Annotated in this window: 14 protein-coding genes; 8 read left to right on the forward strand and 6 right to left on the reverse strand. The window is 40.2% G+C overall.

The features are described from left to right. Positions 1 to 52: 52 nt before the first annotated feature. The 4 genes from MB380_RS08195 (at position 53) to MB380_RS08210 (ending at position 4,009) form a co-directional block, all read left to right on the forward strand. Positions 53 to 1,144: a S41 family peptidase gene (locus tag MB380_RS08195; protein WP_253534446.1), complete on the forward strand. Its 1,092-nt coding sequence runs from the start codon at positions 53 to 55 to the stop codon at positions 1,142 to 1,144. A gap of 113 nt (positions 1,145 to 1,257) precedes the next feature. Beyond that, positions 1,258 to 2,142, forward strand: coding sequence for a YicC/YloC family endoribonuclease (locus MB380_RS08200; RefSeq protein WP_253534448.1), 885 nt, complete (start codon positions 1,258 to 1,260; stop codon positions 2,140 to 2,142). Positions 2,143 to 2,233: 91 nt separating this feature from the next. Further along, complete coding sequence (eno, locus tag MB380_RS08205) at positions 2,234 to 3,511, forward strand: phosphopyruvate hydratase (RefSeq protein ID WP_253534450.1); 1,278 nt, start codon at positions 2,234 to 2,236, stop codon at positions 3,509 to 3,511. A gap of 168 nt (positions 3,512 to 3,679) precedes the next feature. Next, positions 3,680 to 4,009 carry a septum formation initiator family protein gene (locus tag MB380_RS08210; protein WP_253534452.1) on the forward strand — a complete coding sequence of 110 codons (330 nt, stop codon included), beginning with the start codon at positions 3,680 to 3,682 and terminating at the stop codon, positions 4,007 to 4,009. Positions 4,010 to 4,052: 43 nt separating this feature from the next. Here MB380_RS08210 and MB380_RS08215 read toward each other — a convergent pair whose 3' ends face one another. Continuing rightward, a complete protein-coding gene (locus MB380_RS08215) occupies positions 4,053 to 5,156 on the reverse strand; it encodes an Mrp/NBP35 family ATP-binding protein (protein WP_253534454.1) in 1,104 nt (367 codons plus the stop codon). A 394-nt stretch (positions 5,157 to 5,550) separates the two neighbouring features. Continuing rightward, complete coding sequence (locus MB380_RS08220) at positions 5,551 to 6,531, reverse strand: GSCFA domain-containing protein (protein ID WP_253534462.1); 981 nt, start codon at positions 6,529 to 6,531, stop codon at positions 5,551 to 5,553. A gap of 433 nt (positions 6,532 to 6,964) precedes the next feature. On the opposite strand from MB380_RS08220, the gene MB380_RS08225 reads away from it, so the two are divergent. After that, the gene (locus MB380_RS08225; protein ID WP_409014641.1) at positions 6,965 to 8,590 is read left to right on the forward strand and encodes an IS1182 family transposase; all 1,626 of its coding nucleotides are present in this window, start codon (positions 6,965 to 6,967) and stop codon (positions 8,588 to 8,590) included. Positions 8,591 to 8,673: 83 nt separating this feature from the next. Here MB380_RS08225 and MB380_RS08230 read toward each other — a convergent pair whose 3' ends face one another. From MB380_RS08230 to MB380_RS08245, 4 genes are all read right to left on the reverse strand, one after another. After that, the gene (locus tag MB380_RS08230) at positions 8,674 to 9,330 is read right to left on the reverse strand and encodes a DUF2490 domain-containing protein (protein WP_253534464.1); all 657 of its coding nucleotides are present in this window, start codon (positions 9,328 to 9,330) and stop codon (positions 8,674 to 8,676) included. Positions 9,331 to 9,352: 22 nt separating this feature from the next. Then, positions 9,353 to 9,961, reverse strand: coding sequence for a DUF4956 domain-containing protein (locus MB380_RS08235; RefSeq protein WP_253534466.1), 609 nt, complete (start codon positions 9,959 to 9,961; stop codon positions 9,353 to 9,355). Next, the gene (locus MB380_RS08240; protein ID WP_253534468.1) at positions 9,927 to 10,754 is read right to left on the reverse strand and encodes a polyphosphate polymerase domain-containing protein; all 828 of its coding nucleotides are present in this window, start codon (positions 10,752 to 10,754) and stop codon (positions 9,927 to 9,929) included. The genes MB380_RS08235 and MB380_RS08240 overlap by 35 nt, the downstream gene beginning before the upstream one ends. 84 nt (positions 10,755 to 10,838) lie before the next feature. After that, on the reverse strand, positions 10,839 to 12,290 hold the full coding sequence (locus MB380_RS08245) for a CotH kinase family protein (RefSeq protein ID WP_253534470.1): 1,452 nt from the start codon (positions 12,288 to 12,290) through the stop codon (positions 10,839 to 10,841). 368 nt (positions 12,291 to 12,658) lie between these two features. On the opposite strand from MB380_RS08245, the gene MB380_RS08250 reads away from it, so the two are divergent. The 3 genes from MB380_RS08250 (at position 12,659) to MB380_RS08260 (ending at position 17,358) form a co-directional block, all read left to right on the forward strand. Further along, entirely contained in the window at positions 12,659 to 13,750 is a 1,092-nt protein-coding gene (locus tag MB380_RS08250) for a sensor histidine kinase (protein WP_253534471.1), read from the forward strand. Beyond that, positions 13,747 to 14,481, forward strand: a complete 735-nt coding sequence (locus MB380_RS08255) for a LytTR family DNA-binding domain-containing protein (RefSeq protein ID WP_253534473.1) — start codon at positions 13,747 to 13,749, stop codon at positions 14,479 to 14,481. The genes MB380_RS08250 and MB380_RS08255 overlap by 4 nt, the downstream gene beginning before the upstream one ends. A 123-nt stretch (positions 14,482 to 14,604) precedes the next feature. Then, positions 14,605 to 17,358, forward strand: coding sequence for a TonB-dependent receptor domain-containing protein (locus tag MB380_RS08260; RefSeq protein ID WP_253534475.1), 2,754 nt, complete (start codon positions 14,605 to 14,607; stop codon positions 17,356 to 17,358). The last annotated feature ends 11 nt before the right edge of the window (positions 17,359 to 17,369 follow it).

A 17,369-nucleotide genomic window follows, 5' to 3' on the forward strand; every position in this document is an offset into this window, starting at 1 on the left:
CCAGATCAGGGGTGTCAGGCTAGAGGAGTACAATACAATGTATGAAAACTTAATGGATGATACATTAAATTTATCACCTTATAAGTATTTCAATAATCTAGCTAAATTAATGATTCCGATACAGGATAGTCATTTAGGGTTGGTTCAATTACCTGAAATTAAAAATAATAATGATTCTGCCGCATTTCAAAGCCATTCGAATTGGCAGAAATTCGAAAAATTTCCTGAATACTCCGTAAATATTGACTCGCTTAAAACTGCATTATTAAAAAAAACAGACGATTCAGTAGAGGGTATTTACTATTATGATAATTACTATTCGGTAGGGGTGTTAAGGGTTTCTCAAACAGAATACATTGGGATTGTTATTGAAACTAAAAAAGAGGTAAATCATTGGAAAACAGGGCAGATAGCAATGCATTTATATGAGTATAAAACCAATTATTTTAAAGCTGTTTATGCGCATCCTGTTTATAAAAATTTTATGCTGTATAACAATGAGAGATACGCAAATCATAGTCTGATTAACTCTCATTTTTATCAATCATTCTCCGAAACAGTTTATCGCAAGGTACAGCCATTCATTAATTATTGCGCATTACCCAAAGAAGCACCCATGTTTCAGTTAAAGAGTTTAAGTGATTCTGTGCAATATTTACTCATCAGAAATTTCTCGGCAAATCAGGCAAAAGTGAAAAAATCAAATGCTTTTTGTGATAGCATTCAGTATAAGTTAAATTCACCATCATTGATTCTAGACTTACGAAACAACGAGGGCGGTGCTGCTAAAGTATCAAGTAAATTTAGGAGATTGTTAAAAAAATATGCAGTTACTAATAAAGTTTATGTTTTGGTAAATAATGCAACGGTTAGTCAGGGCGAGATATTTACATTGCAATTAAAATCATTGAAAAATGTAAGAATTTTAGGGCAGACAACTAAAGGTATGATTACCTATGGGTCAAATTACGGACGCTGGGAAATACTACCCGGTAAGCAATTTGCGGCATACCTTACTGATATGAGAGGAGTGGGTAAAGGATTACTGCCTTACGAAAATATTGGTATTCAGCCCGATATTGAATTAAATAATGATTCTGATTGGATAGGGCAAACAATGATTATTATAAAAAAAGACTTATAAGGCAGTCGTATTGCTATACCTATTAGTATTTTATAAGAATTTTGTTTTCAAACCATCAATTAATCGCGATTTTTTGTCGTTCTTTGCAACACTATACCCGTAATACCTTTTGTATGCTACAATCAATGACCGGTTTTGGTGCTGCAACTTTAGAAAACACCAAAATATCTGTAACTGTCGAAATTAAATCTCTCAACTCAAAATTTTTTGATATCTATTGCCGGATTCCCAGAGGTTATTCAGAACGTGAGGTAGAAATCAGAAATATTCTTACCCAGGAACTAGAACGGGGCAAGGTTGAATTTATGATGGCTATTACCCAGAAAGATGAATCAACTGTTTCAACTGCCGTAAACCGGGCACTGGTAAAAGCCTACTTTAAGGACCTTCGGGAAACTTCGCTCGAACTTGGTTTTGAGCCAAGCCCTACTGAACTTCTGAGAATGGCCACCATGATGCCTAATGCTTTTAACACAGATGCGCTGAGCGAGTCTGATGCTGCACAGGAGTGGGACCTCATTAAAAGTGTTATTACACTTGCCATTGGTAAATGCAAGGATTTCAGGATTCAGGAAGGTAAAAATACTGAACTGAAATTCAGAGAATATATTGATAACATTGGGGCATTGCTTGTGCAAATAGAAGAGCAGGCTCCCAAACGTATACCACTGGTTAGAGAACGTATAGAAAAAGCTGTTTCGGAGTGGTCACAAAATGAAAATTTTGATAAAAATCGTTTCGAGCAGGAGCTGATTTATTACGTTGAAAAGTTTGATATTTCAGAAGAAAAAGTACGTCTGAAAAATCACCTTGAATACTTTATCAAAGAGCTTAAAACGGCTTCGAACGGAAAGCGTCTTAATTTTATTGCACAAGAGATTGGCCGTGAGGTAAACACCATCGGTTCAAAAGCCAACGACTCTGTTATTCAGCGTCTGGTTGTGCAAATGAAAGACGAACTGGAAAAGATAAAAGAACAAACCATGAACATTGTTTAAGATTATCTGTATTTTTGCACAGAATGTTTCAAAACAATCTACTAAAGACTTTATTTTATTACCAATAACTCTAAATTTTTATTTTTGAATTATGAGCCAAATTGTTAGAGTACACGCCAGACAAATTCTTGATTCAAGAGGAAACCCTACCGTAGAAGTAGATATCCTAACCGACAACGGTTATTTGGGACGTGCCGCTGTACCTTCAGGCGCCTCTACAGGTGTACATGAAGCAGTTGAACTAAGAGATGATGATCCTAAAACTTACGTAGGTAAAGGTGTTTTAAAGGCCGTTGCCAACGTAAATAATACAATAGCACCTGAAATTTTGGGCGCCAATGTTTTTGAGCAGGGTTTGATTGACAAAATCATGATTGAGCTTGACGGCACACCAAACAAAGGAAATCTGGGAGCTAACGCTATTCTTGGTGTTTCTTTGGCGGTTGCAAAAGCAGCTGCTTATGAAGCAGGTTTGTCTTTGTTCCGCTACCTGGGTGGTGTTAATGCCAATACATTGCCGGTGCCAATGATGAACATCCTGAACGGTGGTTCGCATGCCGATAACTCAATTGATTTTCAGGAGTTTATGGTTATGCCAGCTAAGGCTGACTCGTTCTCGCAAGCGTTGAGAATGGGAACCGAGATTTTCCATAACCTTAAAAAAGTATTGAAATCGAAAGGATACTCAACAAACGTGGGTGATGAAGGTGGTTTTGCACCAAACATCAAATCGAATGAAGAGGCTATCGAAATCGTGTTGCAATCAATTGAAAAAGCCGGCTTCAAACCGGGTGAAGATGTGTTCATTGCTATGGACGCAGCCGCATCTGAGTTCTACAATGCAGAAACCGGTCTTTATACTTTCAAAAAATCTGATGGCAAACAGCTTAATTCTGATGAAATGGCTGCTTACTGGCAAACATGGGTTGATAAATACCCGATTGTTTCAATTGAAGACGGTATGGCAGAAGACGATTGGGCAGGTTGGGCAGAACAAACCAGACTTATCGGCGGCAAATGCCAGTTGGTAGGTGATGATCTTTTTGTTACTAACGTAAACCGCTTGCAGGAAGGTATTGATAAAGGTATTGCCAATGCTATTCTTGTGAAAGTGAATCAGATTGGTTCTTTGACAGAAACTATCAATGCCGTTAACCTGGCGCACAGAAACAAATATAAGAGCATTATGTCGCACCGCTCTGGCGAAACTGAAGATTCAACCATTGCAGACCTTGCAGTTGCGTTGAACACAGGCCAGATAAAAACCGGTTCGGCTTCACGTTCAGACCGTATGGCTAAATACAACCAGTTGCTTCGTATTGAAGAAGAATTGGGTGAGTTGGCTTACTTCCCGGGCTTGAAATTCTGATAAAGAATATTAATTCTATAAAAGGCGCTGCGCATAAAATTGTTGCAGTGCCTTTTTGTTTTTTATTTCATTATTTCTATTTTTGATACATAAACGTGCAATTAACATTCCTGATTGATTGAAATGTCCCAGCTCCGGGCTTCTTTCTTACAAAATTCTGTATAGCCAATGAAAATTTATGTACCTGCTTTTCTGCATAAATATCGTTTTTATGTACTTACCGCAACCGGTTTACTTATTTGGGTTGCTTTTTTTGATGGCAGTAATCTGATTTCTCAATTCAGGCTCTGGCAGAAATACCGCGAGCTTGAAAATCAGAAAGAATATTATGCCGAAGCCCTAAAAAAAGTGAAGCAAGAAGAAAAAGAAGTAATGGGCAACGCTGACGCAATGGAGAAATTTGCCCGCGAAAAATACCTGATGAAAAAAACAGACGAAACCGTTTTTGTAATTGTAGATGAAAACGACCAGTCAATAGAAAAAGAAGAGCAAGAGTAAAAATTAAAGGGCCCTTTGTATTCACTAAAGACCCTTTGATTTTTTATCTGATTTCTACTCTTGCTGTTTTTTGCCCTGAGGCATTTCTGATGGCTACCTGTTGAGCAAGCGCCTCAGCAGTAGATTTAAACGCTTCGCTGGTAATGGGTTCGTCGTCCATCATAATTGGTCTTCCTTCATCGCCGCCTTCTCTGATACTCTGCACTATCGGAATCTGGCCAAGTAAAGGCACATTATATTTCTCGGCTATGGTTTTTCCACCATCTTTTCCAAATAGGTAATATTTGTTGTCTGGTAGCTCGGCGGGTGTAAAATAGGCCATATTCTCTACAATACCCAAAATTGGCACATTTATCTGAGGCTGACGAAACATGGATATACCCTTGTTTACATCGGCCAGTGCTACTTTTTGTGGGGTAGTAACCACCACGGCTCCGGTTAAAGGCACTGTTTGCACCAGTGTTAAGTGAATATCGCCTGTTCCGGGCGGCAGGTCAATGAGTATATAATCCAGTTCACCCCAGTCTACATCACCAAAAAACTGACGCAAAGCCTGGCTGGCCATAGGTCCACGCCACACAACGGCACTATCTGGGGGTGTCAGAAAACCAATAGATATCATCTTTATGCCATACTGCATAATGGGTGAAATCATATTTTTGCCGTTTTTCTGCGAAATCAACGGCTGCATGTTTTCAGCGCCAAACATCAGTGGAATAGACGGCCCTGAAATATCAGCGTCAATAATACCAACCCTGGCTCCGGATTTTTTCAGAGCCATTGCCAGATTAACCGTAACCGTTGATTTACCCACACCGCCTTTACCCGACGAAATGGCTATTATGTTTTTTACACCATCAAGTAGCGGGGCATTGTTCCTGATTGAGGTAACATCCGCCGTCATGTTAATGTTTACTTCTATGCCATTGCCAAAATGACTATGTATGGCATCTGTACAGTTTTTTTTGATTAACTCTTTAAGTGGGCAGGCAGGTGTAGTTAAAACAACTGTAAAAGTTACCTGATTAACACCTACGGTTATATCTCGTATCATGTTAAGGGTTACCAGGTCTTTCTTTAAATCCGGCTCCTCAACTGTACTCAGGGCTTGAAGTATTTTTTCTTTAGTGATAGTAAATTCTCCCATGCAATGGTATATAGTTCGTAAATACTTTTGTCGTACTTGTAAATGCAACAAGTATAACTACTTTTTAGTTTACTGCTTGGCCATTTATTGAGCCATTTTAAAAGCAGGTTACTGCTGCTTTTAAGGTTGTAATCCTCAATAGCAACGCTGCAAAGTTCACAAAAAAAGCGCTGCAAATCAACTGTCAGAATAGATATTACAAACAGTCGGGCAACGCTTCTTACTTATAATGATATTTCTTTTATGGCTGCTTACTTTCTTTTTCAACTGCCCGGGCAAATACTTTCAAACCTGTAAATGTAGCAGGAATTATAACCAGGGTAAACAGAATGCAAAAGCAGAATGATTCGAGCAGAACATTAAAAGTGTGGATGTTTCAAACAGAAATTACTTATCAGGCAGCTACTAATTGAGACAAAACTTTTTCTCTTTCACTTGATACATCAAATTTATCACTGTAACCATCTATTTTTTTTAATAAATCAGCCAGAAACTTCTGGTGCGCCGGAGTGTCGGTCTGAATCGGCCTGTGATTAAGAGACATTTGTAACTTATGCCATTCCTGCAAAAAATTGTTGAGGTCATCTGTAAAATAAGTCTCAGAAAACTTCTCGAATATATATTTTTCGGCCTGTTCATTCGGGTGAATCATGTCTGCTTTATAAAACCTGTAGTCGCGCAGGTCGTCCATCATGATTTCATAACTCGGAAAATAATGAACATCGTTAAACTCTTCTTCAATGTCATAGCAGGCGGTTCTAAGAATACTTTTGCTTACCGAATTTAGCTGAAGTGTTTCACGGGTATGCCTGACCGGACTTACCGTAAGCAGAATTTTAATTTTATTATTGTACATTTTCAGAGTTTCATACATGGCCCTGAAACGCAGAATAATATCCTTCATATTCAGCATTTCTTTTTTAAAGTTCGCGGCAGGTGCTTTGTGGCAATTGGCAACTATTGCGCCGTTTTCTTTTAGCTGATGCACAATGGCTGTACCAAAAGTAATGATCAGCAGATTAGCCTTTTTCAGAAATTGTTGCGATTTGCTGTTTGTTTCATATAAAAGCTCTTCCAGTTCTTCTCTTGATGAGCCAAAAAATCTGGAATGGTAATCGTAATGCTGCCAGATACCGGCGTTTTCAACCATTAAATGCTTAAAAATTGGTTTACTTTGAAGGCTATTGCTGATTAATTTAAAGATAGACAAAGGGTTGAAAACAGTGCCGTAAGGATTGCACAAGCATTGAATTTTATTTTCCGAGAGCTGACTTCCAATGACATCAGAAAAGCATGAGCCAACAGTCATTATTCTGGAGTCTGTGCCGATACGGAAGCTGGACGGGTTAACTTCTATTTCAGTACGAAAATCCATTTCTTTGGTTTTTAAAATGTTTTTTGGTATTATTGATAAGTTGCTGATAATCAATAATTTGCGAATTTAAACTTTTCAACTGACACTCACAAACTTTTTGTTGAAAATTGATTAAACGTAATGGCTGCACTGCGGTTTTGAGCTTTAGATTTTTGCACTAAACGAAAGTTATCATCCAGGTATTTAGGCCCAGCCAGTACGCATATATTGCTTAAACAACCGGTATATTTACGCACTAATTGTATATAAAACGGGCACTTCTTTAATTAATAGCGAGCCAGGAAGTAAAATATTGTATTAAAATCTCTGTTTTAACTAAAAAGAGGCTGTCTAAAAAGGTCTAAAAAATAGGAATCCCCGGTCAAAAAAGACGCGGGGATTTTTCTTTGTTCCTCTAAAAAGTGTTATCTTAGAGGTGCAACACAAAGAGAAGATGAAGATACATTTTAAATCGTTACCGGCCAATAAATTAAGTCTTTTTCCGGAAGATATATTTTCGAGAATACCACAGAATCACCCGGTTCGCCTCGTGAACGAAGTCGTTGACGGACTGGATATAAGCATGCTTGTTTCCCAATACAAAGGAGGGGGAACCAGCAGCTACCATCCCCGGATGCTCCTGAAAGTATTATTCTACAGCTACCTTTCGAATATTTATTCCTGCCGTAAAATAGAGAAAGCCTTACAGGAGAACATTCACTTGATGTGGTTGTCGGGTAACAGCACTCCTGATTACCGGACCATTAACTACTTTCGGGGTAAACGCTTAAAAGGCCATATTCAAAGCCTGTTTGCAGCAGTAGTACGGATGCTTCATGAATTGCAATATGTGAGTTTGGATTTGCAGTATGTGGATGGTACGAAAATAGAGTCCGCCTCTGGCCGCTACAGTTTTGTATGGAAAGGGTCAGTAGAGAAGAACAAAGCTAAACTGGAAGGTAAAATCCAGTCTGTCTTATCAGAGATAGAATCACAGATTAAGCAAGACCAGGGCGAGCTAAATAGAATAGAGACCCCCAAACCCATAGACAGCACCGAACTTAAGAACAAGCTTGCAGAGTTGAATAGTAAACAAAAGGGTAGTACTAAACAGGCGCAAAAGCAAATAAAGCAACTGCAAGATGAACACTTGCCCCGCTTAGAGAAGTATGAACAGCAGTTGGAGACGCTTGGCGAGCGGAATAGTTATAGCAAGACCGATGAAGAGGCCACATTCATGCGACTCAAAGATGACCATATGCAGAATGGTCAACTCAAACCAGCCTATAATAGTCAGATTAGTACCGAGAACCAGTTTATTACCCATTATAGCATCCATCAGACAGCAGGAGATACCACCACACTTACCCACCACCTGGAGGGTTTTCAGGAGCAATACGGCAAGCAAAGTACAGAGGTAGTGGCCGATGCAGGTTATGGTAGTGAACAGAACTATGAGTGGCTTGAAGAGAAAGCCATAAAAGCGTATGTGAAGTACAATTACTTTCATAAAGAGCAGAAACGATCACAGAAGAACAATCCATTTTTGGTTCAGAATCTGTATTACAACAAAGCCTTAGACTTTTATGTATGCCCCATGGGTCAAAGAATGGCATGTGTCGGCCAAGGTAAAAGGACAAGCAGCAATGGCTATGAGTCCGGTGTCAGGTATTATCAGGCCAAGCGATGCGATGGATGCCCCTTAAGAGGGATGTGCCATAAAAGTAAAGTCAACCGAAGAATAGAGGTCAATCCCAGACTTAATGAACTGAAAGCAAAGGCAAGGTCTTGGTTACTCTCAGAAGAAGGACTTAAGCACCGAAGTAAAAGACCCATAGAGGTAGAAGCTGTCTTCGGACAGATGAAAAGTAATAACAAGTTCTCAAGATTTACTTTAAGGGGTCTTCAGAAGGTAGGTATTGAGTTTGGCCTGATGGCTATCGGGCATAATCTGAGAAAGTGGGCAGCAAAACGCCTGTCTGAACAAGAAAACCAACAAAATTCAGTATCTACCGCTCAAAATAGGACTATTTATGTACTTTTTGAATCTTACGAGATAAAATATCGCTACGCCGCTTAGTAAAACCCGAATCATTCCTATCTGAACCCAAAAAAGAAGCTGCCCCTTTTTGGACAGCCTCATTTTTTACGGTATTTTATTAATCAGAACTTTACTTTGTATGTCAGTAAAAGAGTTAGGTTGTTAGTGGTAGCTTTATCGAATTCGTGCGAAATAAATCCACCGGCACTGAGCGTATGCTTTTTGTTTATTTTGTAATTAACTTCTGCCTTGTAACGCAGTTCATCAAATTTTTCACCCATGCGGTAAAACAAATCGGCCGAGATAGCCGGAGTAAATTTTGTTTTATTGGGGTAGGCAACTTCCAGCTTATTTCTTAGATAGCTTTTGTCGTTTTCAAAGTTGCCATTATCGTCTTTAAACTGATTTTGGTATCTTAAGCGGTAGTCAAATTTCAGAAAACCAATCTTTCGGTCATAGTTCAGGTTGGCATAAAACCTATGATAAGGCTTGTAAACCCACTCCTGGTCTCCTTTATCATATTTTCGACGGCTTATAAATCGGTAATATCCGCTTACCTCCAGATGCTTATTAAATTTATAAGCAAAGCCCAGTTCGCCAATGTAAGCGCCGGCAGTTTTAAGGTTATTGGTTAGCCGCCATTGGGCATCAGCCTCAAGCGATATCTTTTTAGTTATTGACTTACTCAGGCTCAGTCCTGTCCACAGGTTGGTGGTTTTGTCCTGAGCCAGTCCTAAAACGGGCAACATTAAAGCTGCCAAAAAGATTATTTTTTTCATAAGGTGGTTTTCATATTGGCAATCAATAATAATAAATGGTTATAATGGCTGAATCTTTTAGAAAATCAAATTCAATAATCTCAACCCGGTGGACATCCAATCCTGTACGGTTTTTTAAGTCTTCAAGCAGTTCCTGCTTATGATTCGGTGTAACCAACCGGATATTCTCATAGCTTACCTGTTTTGAGTACTCTTTTTTTATCAGCCAGCCGTTTTCAAGCAGAAAAGTTACAAATAACACAAGTGTGGCAAATATAGCCAGCAATGGCCAGTTGTTCTGGCTGATAGCAGCTATAAGGCCAATGGATATTACCAGAAACAGGTAGGTCATGTCTTTGGCCGAAATACCCTCTGTTCGGTATCTTAGCATAGAAAAAACAGCAAATAAACCAAAAGCTGCGCCCATAGACATCTCTACTTTGTTGAGCAGATATGTGATGAGAAAGATAATGAGATTAAAAGCAAAAAAAGTAAGAAGTAGGTCTGTTTTTTTGTAATTGGGTAAATAAATGAATCTTATGAGAATAAAAACGGCAAACAGATTAATGCTCAGCCTTGCCAGTAGTCTGAGTGTGGCATTATCCGGCCATTCCAGCCTAAGCGTATTGATTAATTCCTGAAGCAATGTCATATTGGTTATTTAATTTATGGATTCTTAAAAGATGAGGTTTAAATTGATTACAGGGTATGTTGTCAAAAGTGCTGATAACGGCCAGGCAGTATTTACTGATAGACCCCTGCCTTATTTGAGACTTTTTCATGATGTCAATAAACGCTGAACCTGTTGCCTTGTTTTGTTTTACCTCGGCGATAGCAATCTTGTCAAATGCGCTATGCCTGTCACCGGCCCGGAAACTTAAGTTCAGGTCAATTGTTAGTCGTTCCTGCGATTTTCTGCTCACCAGGGTTATACGGGTATAATCTACCCACACCATGCCTTTAAATGCTGTGGCCATCAGCGGGGTTGAGTGCTTTAGAAAGTCTGCCGATGCTTGGTCAATTTCAGCACCAATGGTTTCTTGCCTGATACGCGTCTTAATGGTTCTGCCTTTGTTGTTACGCAATTTTATTTCAAAAAATTTCAGGTCGGAATCCACATAATTTCTCGATCTGATTTTGTATCTGTTTGCCCTGTTTTTAAGATGCGTATTATACAACTGCAAATCAGGCGTATCATAATATAGTGTTTCGTAATGGCACAATCTCTTGTTTTCTACTTCCAGAATCCGGTAATGGCTTTGAGCATCTGCTAAAATTTGCGGTAAAGCCTGCAGAGGTAGTATGTACTTTACATCTACGCGGTCCATCAGTTTTACGTTATCCATTTCCACAAGCGTTATCGGCTCAAAGGTACTGGTCAGGCGTTCTACTTTCTGTAAGATGAAGTCCCGGCTTATAGATTCGCTTTTGTTTATGGGTAGCATTGAAGTCAGATTGGTTTTAAGTTCTTTAAATTGCTATTCAGAAGGTGGTATGCCCTTGCGGGCATACACACCCTGGCGGCCGGGTTATTTAAGGTAAGCTTTCACTGCCTCCGTTCTGCTGGCTACATGCTGTTTTAACTGGCTAACGGCAGAAGTAAACGCCGAGGCATTTGCAAGAAAAGTATATTTTGTCTGCTCGGGTTCAGCACCAATTACATAAGGCGCAATAAGGTTATAATGCTTGTCTATAATGGTGTTCATTTGCGCGCTGGTAAAGTAGGTAGACGCAAATTCTTTTACATAACTTTTGTATTTAGCCAGGTACACGGGGTCATCGGCCAGATAGCGTATAAGGGGCCAGTTATTGGCTACCTCTGTCATTTCTAATGATACTGCTCTACCGTTTGCGCCGCCACCTTGCTGATTGCCGGCGCTGGTGGTCATAGATAAGTTAAAGTCCCACGGAATCCAGGTTACTTTTCCTGTACTGGCAGGTGTATACAGGTAATAATTGTGGGCCATTGCGCCGTAGGCGTCCCAGTTTACAATTGTATTATTTATAGCCAAATACTTAAGGAAGTGGTCTACATTAAAACTTTTTTCAAGATTAGCCCGCCATTGTGCGGGGCTTGTGGTGCGGTCGGTGCTGTTTAATGCGCTTACTACATTTTTTACGTCTGTATAATCGGCTGCTTCCTCGTTATTTTTCTTTTCAAAATTGGCCTCAGCAAATGATTGAAATGTAGACTCCGGCTTATATATATTCCCATTTTCTTCGCCAAACTGGTTGGCAACCATAGTGTCATCAACTACCTCAATCATGGTATATACCCCGCAATATTTCAGACCTTCGCCAAAGTTGATATAAACCTTGCAAAACGATGTTCGGGCTGCCGGAATACCGGCCGACCTGAATAGGTCTGAGACCAACTTATCGCGCATTAATGAGTTGTCGTTATGCCCTGGCGCCATTGAAAGCTCTTTGAAACCATAAAACCGCTGGTTCTTTATTTCGGGGTAGTCGTCCTCAAACTCATCAAATTGTAATTTGAACGGTAGTTTGTATATGCCTTGTGACCACGCCTGCGACAAACTGTTATTACCCTTGAGCCTGAAACCAACTTTATACCATTCTTTTCCGTTATGTTTCAGCGAAACCGGAACATAAATGGGGTCACCGGGTATAATGTCAAGCCCGCCTCCGCCATTACCACCTGGTGGCGCATTGCCTCCACCGGGCATCTGGCCTCCGCCTGGTTGGCCGTTGCCGCCTGTACCAAAGTCTTTTCCTGCCTTTGCAACCATGTCTGTGCGTATGGCTGCCCAGTTCTCGGCAGTTAATGTAATCTCAACGGTGTTAATTTTGTCTTGCGGAAACACTACCTCATAGTCTGGGCTTACTTTGTTGCCATGCGTTTCAGCGGTCCAGTCAATTAGTCCGGCCTTAATTGGGTCTATGTCATCGGCTGATGTTTTGCACGAAACAGTTGCCCAGAGCAAAAAGCCCATGAGCAACCGTGTTATTTGCCTCTTCATATTGGTGGTTCAATTATCTTTGTTTTTCATTGGCATAGACGCAGCGTGCATAGAATTGGAGACATTGTGTATAAAAGTGTAGTGAATGTGTAGACTGTATTAAAAAATTGTTAAATTTTTTGCACTTGTAGCTATCATAAAAGAAATAAACTTTTAGCCTTATACTGTTGTATAGGAGCCACCATCCACCTGTATTAATTAAGTTTCTTTAGCAGAATATTTTATTTTTAAGTGTATGTTCAATCAGTGGCTGGTTAAATTATCTACACAATCAGGTAGAATTTATACAAAGTCAACCATGTTCTCATTAAATTAAATCTTTTGTGAGTAGTTTTTGGTTTGTATTTCTATACCCACAATTAAAATCAATGAATTTTCTTAAACGCTACTCCGTCTGGCTGCATATTATAGGTTGGATTATCTTCATTATTATGCCTTTTTTAACTGCGCCCAGCGGTAACTTCGGTTTCTGGAAACAACCATATTTCAGGTCTTTTGCTTTATCGCAGCTGGTTAGCGATTGTATGCTGATAGCCGTATTCTATGTGAATCTGCACTTTTTAACCCCCAATCTGATTATCCGTAAAAACATACTGGCATTTGTTTTTGTGCTGGCCACTATATTTATTCTGATGCTGCTCCTGAATAAATTTACATTTGATACATTCAGAAGACCTGATTTAGCCAGAATGTATCCAAAAGACTTTACCAGGTTCAGAAGAGATTTTCCGCCGCCGTTTCCATCTTTTATACCTTTTCCTTTGTTGTTCAGAACCGTGGCTTCTTTTTCGTTGGTTATTCTGGCCAGCTCATTGCTGGCACTGATTAAAGAAAGGGGTATTCAGAAAGAAGAAAAACAGCAAATGGCACTTGAAAAAACTGCGGCCGAACTGGCTGTGTTAAAGTTGCAGATAAGCCCGCATTTTTTGTTCAACACCCTTAATAATATTCGCTGGCTGGCCAGGCAGAAATCAGATTCAACTGAAGATGCCGTTGTTAAACTTTCCCAATTGCTGAGGTACATGATATATCAGGCCAAGCAGGATAAAGTACTTCTGGAACAAGAAATCGAGCATCTGAAGAATTACATTGAATTGCAAAAAATGCGGCTCTCGGAGCAGAATTCCGTCAGTTTTAATTTTAGTGGCGATATCAGCCGCTGGAGCATTGAGCCTTTACTCTTTATTCCGTTTGTTGAGAACGCTTTTAAATACGGGCTGCATAGCCAGCATGAAAGCCGGATAGAAATTAATCTTTCAACGGATAGCAATAGCCTGAGATTTTTCGTGAAAAATCCAATATTTACCAATAACTTTCCGGAAAGGGCAGAAGATTCAGGAATCGGGATTCAGAATGTTGAAAAGCGGCTGATGCTGCATTATCCTGACAGACATGAATTGAACATCAGAAATATAGGAGGCTTTTTCAGTGTTGAACTAACTATTAATTTACTGGCATGAGTACCTACCCATCGCGCGACAAAATCAGGTGCATAGCCATTGATGATGAGCCTTTTGCACTGGAAATTATAGCTGATGACATCAGAAAGATTCCATTTCTCGATTTAAAGGCCGTATTCAGCAACGCGCTTGATGCAGCAGCATATCTTGATGAAAATACGATTGACCTTATTTTTCTGGATATTCAGATGCCTACACTTACAGGAACACAGTTTTTAAGAAAACTGGCCGTGCCCCCCCTGGTAATATTTACTACTGCTTATGAGCAATATGCACTGGAAGGATACGACCTTAACATTACAGATTATCTGTTGAAACCCATACCTTTTGAGCGTTTTTTGAGAGCAGCCAACAGGGCTTTCGAACTTTTTATGCTGAGAGCAAAAGGTGCCGATTCTTTACTGCCTGAAAACCGACAGTTTTTCTTTATACATTCAGAATACAAGCAGATAAAACTTTTTTATGACGACGTGCTTTATATTGAAGGTCTGAAGGATTACGTCAAAATATATGTCAGAGATACACCTAAGCCATATTTAACGCGTTTGAATCTGAAAACCATAGAAAGTAAGCTGGCCGACAATCGCTTTTGCCGTGTGCATCAGTCGTTCATTGTGGCATTAGATAAAATTACTTCATTTCAGAAAACCAGGGTGTTAATTAACCGGCAGGAAATACCCATCGGCCGTACATTTCTGGAAGTTTTTAAGTCAAAATATAAAGAAATTTAGATGCTGTTTTCTGCTATATTTCATACATCTACACATAAGCGTTAATTCTCTACACTTGCAAACAGGCCGGCATCCCCTTAAGCAGCAGCCTCGTCATTGACTGTGAACAAATCCTATGCCTGTATGTCAAATAAACATTTCCGCATTCTTTTTCTTTTTATACTGATTGGCCTGACGGGGGAAAGCTTCGCCCAAAAGGCTATGAAACCCACACCTGGTAACCCTCTAATAAAAGACGAGTTTTTCAATAACATACCGCTTGTGGATGTGCTTGCTGCTATGGAAAAAAAGTATAAGTTAAAAATAGACTATGACAAAGAAGAAGTGAAACCTTACACTATTACCTACTGGTTTACCAACGAGACCTTTCTTGATGGTCTTAAAGCCGTTTTTAAGAAAGTGCCGCTTAAGTTTTATCTGGACGAAAACGATGTAATACACATAGCAGGTAAGAATAAAAAGATTGAAACCGTTGTTGACAGAAAATTTGACGGGCAGCCAACCAGGGCTGATTTTACGCTCACGGGTAGAATTGTTGATGCTACCAGTGGAGAAAACCTCCCATTTGCCACGGTGGCTATTAAAGGCGCTAAGGCTGGCAGCCAGACAAATGTCGACGGGCACTTTACATTGCTAAAGGTGCCGACCGACACGGTAACGCTTGAGGTAAGCTATGTAGGTTTTGTTACCAGATTATTTCATCTGAACCCCAAATTAAACCTGGAAGACTTAAAAATTGAAATTGAACCTGCCATCGGCACGCTTGAAGAGGTTACTGTAATGGAGAAAAAAACGGAGGTACTAAAAGCAAATGAAATTGTAGGGATGATAAAAATGACACCCCGCAACATTGCCCGGCTACCCAATGTGGGCGAAAGAGACCCTTTCAGGGCATTTCAGCTCATGCCAGGCGTAAGTGCCTCAAATGAGTCGTCATCAGGCTTGTATGTAAGAGGTGGCACGCCCGACCAGACTCTGGTTTTATATGATGGCTTTACAGTATACCATGTCGACCATCTTTTCGGATTTTTCTCAGCTTTTAACTACAATGCCATAAAAGACATTCAGCTTTACAAAGGGGGCTTTGATGCCCGGTTCGGCGGGCGCATCTCTGCAGTGGCTGAAATTACAGGAAAAGAAGGTAACAAAAAGGAATTTAATGCCGGAGTCGACGTAAGCCTGTTGAGTACAAACGCCTATATTGAAACCCCGCTTGGAGAAAAGTTTACATTTTTGGTTGCTGGCCGCCGGTCGTGGAAAGGGCCATTATATAAAAAGCTTTTTGAGCGTTTTACTTCAGAAAACAGCAATCAGAATCAACCCGCTACTGGTTTGCCGGGTGGAAGTGGCAGAAACCCCTTCGGTTCTTTTGGTCAGCAACAGGTAGCCAGCTCGTATTTTTATGATTTAAACTCAAAACTCACTTACCGCCCAACCAAAAACGATATTGTGTCGCTGAGCCTTTATAACGGAACCGATAATATGGATAATTCCAGCAGCTCAAGCCTGACAGGTTTTGGCAGGCCGGGTGGCGGCTTTGGCGGTGGCCGTGGCTTTAATACAGCCACCAATGATGTTTCAAACTGGGGTAATCTGGGTGGAAGCCTGAAGTGGTCAAGGCAATGGGGTGACAAATTTTACAGCAATGCTTTAATAAGTTATTCTAATTATTATAGCAACCGCGATAACAGCCGCCTGATGACCATAACCAGAGACAGCGTAGACCGCGATGTTCGTATAGGACAGATAGAAGATAACAATTTGTCTGACGTAACAGCCAAAATGGATTTTGAATGGAAACTTCTTCCCAATAATCAGCTTGATTTCGGATGGCAGGCTACCCGCAATAATATTAAATATACATACAGCCAGAATGACACCATCAAGGTGTTAGACAGAAACGATACAGGCAGTACTTACACCGCTTATGTGCAAGACCAGATAAAGATTTTTGGTTCGCGCTTGCATATCAATCCGGGTATTAGAATGACCTATTTTGATGTAACTCAAAAAAACTATTTTGAGCCCAGGTTCTCAGCTAATTTTAACTTAACCCAAAAACTGAAACTTAAAGGAGCAGCCGGTATTTATTACCAGTTTGTGAAGCAGATTAACCGCGAGGATATTTCACAGGGTAACCGGAATTTCTGGGTGTTGTCTAATTCTTCAACACTTCCGGTTACCCGCTCCAAACATTTAATTCTGGGAGGTAGCTATGAAACATCAGACTACCTCATCGATGTAGAGTTCTATCAGAAAAAAAGTACCGATGTTACAGAATATACACTAAGGTTTGTACCGCAGCTTAACCGCATGTTGGCAGCCAGTGAAACATTCTTTAACGGCGACGAAACCATTAATGGTGTGGATGTACTGATTCAGAAGAAATTTGGTGATTTTAATGGCTGGATTGGCTACACCCTGGCCGAGGCAAAGCGCAAAATATCGGCTTTCTCAGATAAGCCGTACTATTCAGATCAGGACGTACGCCATCAGTTCAAGATAGTGGGTTCTTACAAATATAAAAAGTGGGATTTTGCCGCAACCTGGATTTACTCAACCGGCAGGCCTTATACCTCTATACTTGGGGCATATCAGGTTACTCTTCTTGATGGCACCGTCAGAAACTTTACGAATCCGTCAGATAAAAACGCCAACCGGTTTCCTGCGTATCACCGCATGGATGTATCGGCCACTTACAATTTTAGCCCGAGGTTTAACGTAGGGTTCTCGGTTTTCAATCTGTATAACCGAACCAATGTCTGGTATAAGCGATTCCAGGTTATTACTGACGACGACCTGACGATTCTTCAGACCACCAATGTAAATTATCTGGGTTTTACGCCTAATGTCACCATAACCTGGAAACTTAAATGAGAAACACAAAG

Source organism: Emticicia sp. 21SJ11W-3 (assembly GCF_024138715.1).
GTDB lineage: Bacteria > Bacteroidota > Bacteroidia > Cytophagales > Spirosomataceae > Emticicia > Emticicia fluvialis.

Excerpts from the sequence above, each read along its gene's own strand:
- MB380_RS08195 (WP_253534446.1), top strand. The coding sequence starts at position 53 with ATGGATGATACATTAAATTTATCACCTTATAAGTATTTCAATAATCTA.
- MB380_RS08200 (WP_253534448.1), top strand. The coding sequence starts at position 1,258 with ATGCTACAATCAATGACCGGTTTTGGTGCTGCAACTTTAGAAAACACC.
- eno (WP_253534450.1), top strand. The coding sequence starts at position 2,234 with ATGAGCCAAATTGTTAGAGTACACGCCAGACAAATTCTTGATTCAAGA.
- MB380_RS08210 (WP_253534452.1), top strand. The coding sequence starts at position 3,680 with ATGAAAATTTATGTACCTGCTTTTCTGCATAAATATCGTTTTTATGTA.
- MB380_RS08215 (WP_253534454.1), bottom strand. The coding sequence starts at position 5,156 with ATGGGAGAATTTACTATCACTAAAGAAAAAATACTTCAAGCCCTGAGT.
- MB380_RS08220 (WP_253534462.1), bottom strand. The coding sequence starts at position 6,531 with ATGGATTTTCGTACTGAAATAGAAGTTAACCCGTCCAGCTTCCGTATC.
- MB380_RS08225 (WP_409014641.1), top strand. The coding sequence starts at position 6,965 with ATGAAGATACATTTTAAATCGTTACCGGCCAATAAATTAAGTCTTTTT.
- MB380_RS08230 (WP_253534464.1), bottom strand. The coding sequence starts at position 9,330 with ATGAAAAAAATAATCTTTTTGGCAGCTTTAATGTTGCCCGTTTTAGGA.
- MB380_RS08235 (WP_253534466.1), bottom strand. The coding sequence starts at position 9,961 with ATGACATTGCTTCAGGAATTAATCAATACGCTTAGGCTGGAATGGCCG.
- MB380_RS08240 (WP_253534468.1), bottom strand. The coding sequence starts at position 10,754 with ATGCTACCCATAAACAAAAGCGAATCTATAAGCCGGGACTTCATCTTA.
- MB380_RS08245 (WP_253534470.1), bottom strand. The coding sequence starts at position 12,290 with ATGAAGAGGCAAATAACACGGTTGCTCATGGGCTTTTTGCTCTGGGCA.
- MB380_RS08250 (WP_253534471.1), top strand. The coding sequence starts at position 12,659 with ATGAATTTTCTTAAACGCTACTCCGTCTGGCTGCATATTATAGGTTGG.
- MB380_RS08255 (WP_253534473.1), top strand. The coding sequence starts at position 13,747 with ATGAGTACCTACCCATCGCGCGACAAAATCAGGTGCATAGCCATTGAT.
- MB380_RS08260 (WP_253534475.1), top strand. The coding sequence starts at position 14,605 with ATGTCAAATAAACATTTCCGCATTCTTTTTCTTTTTATACTGATTGGC.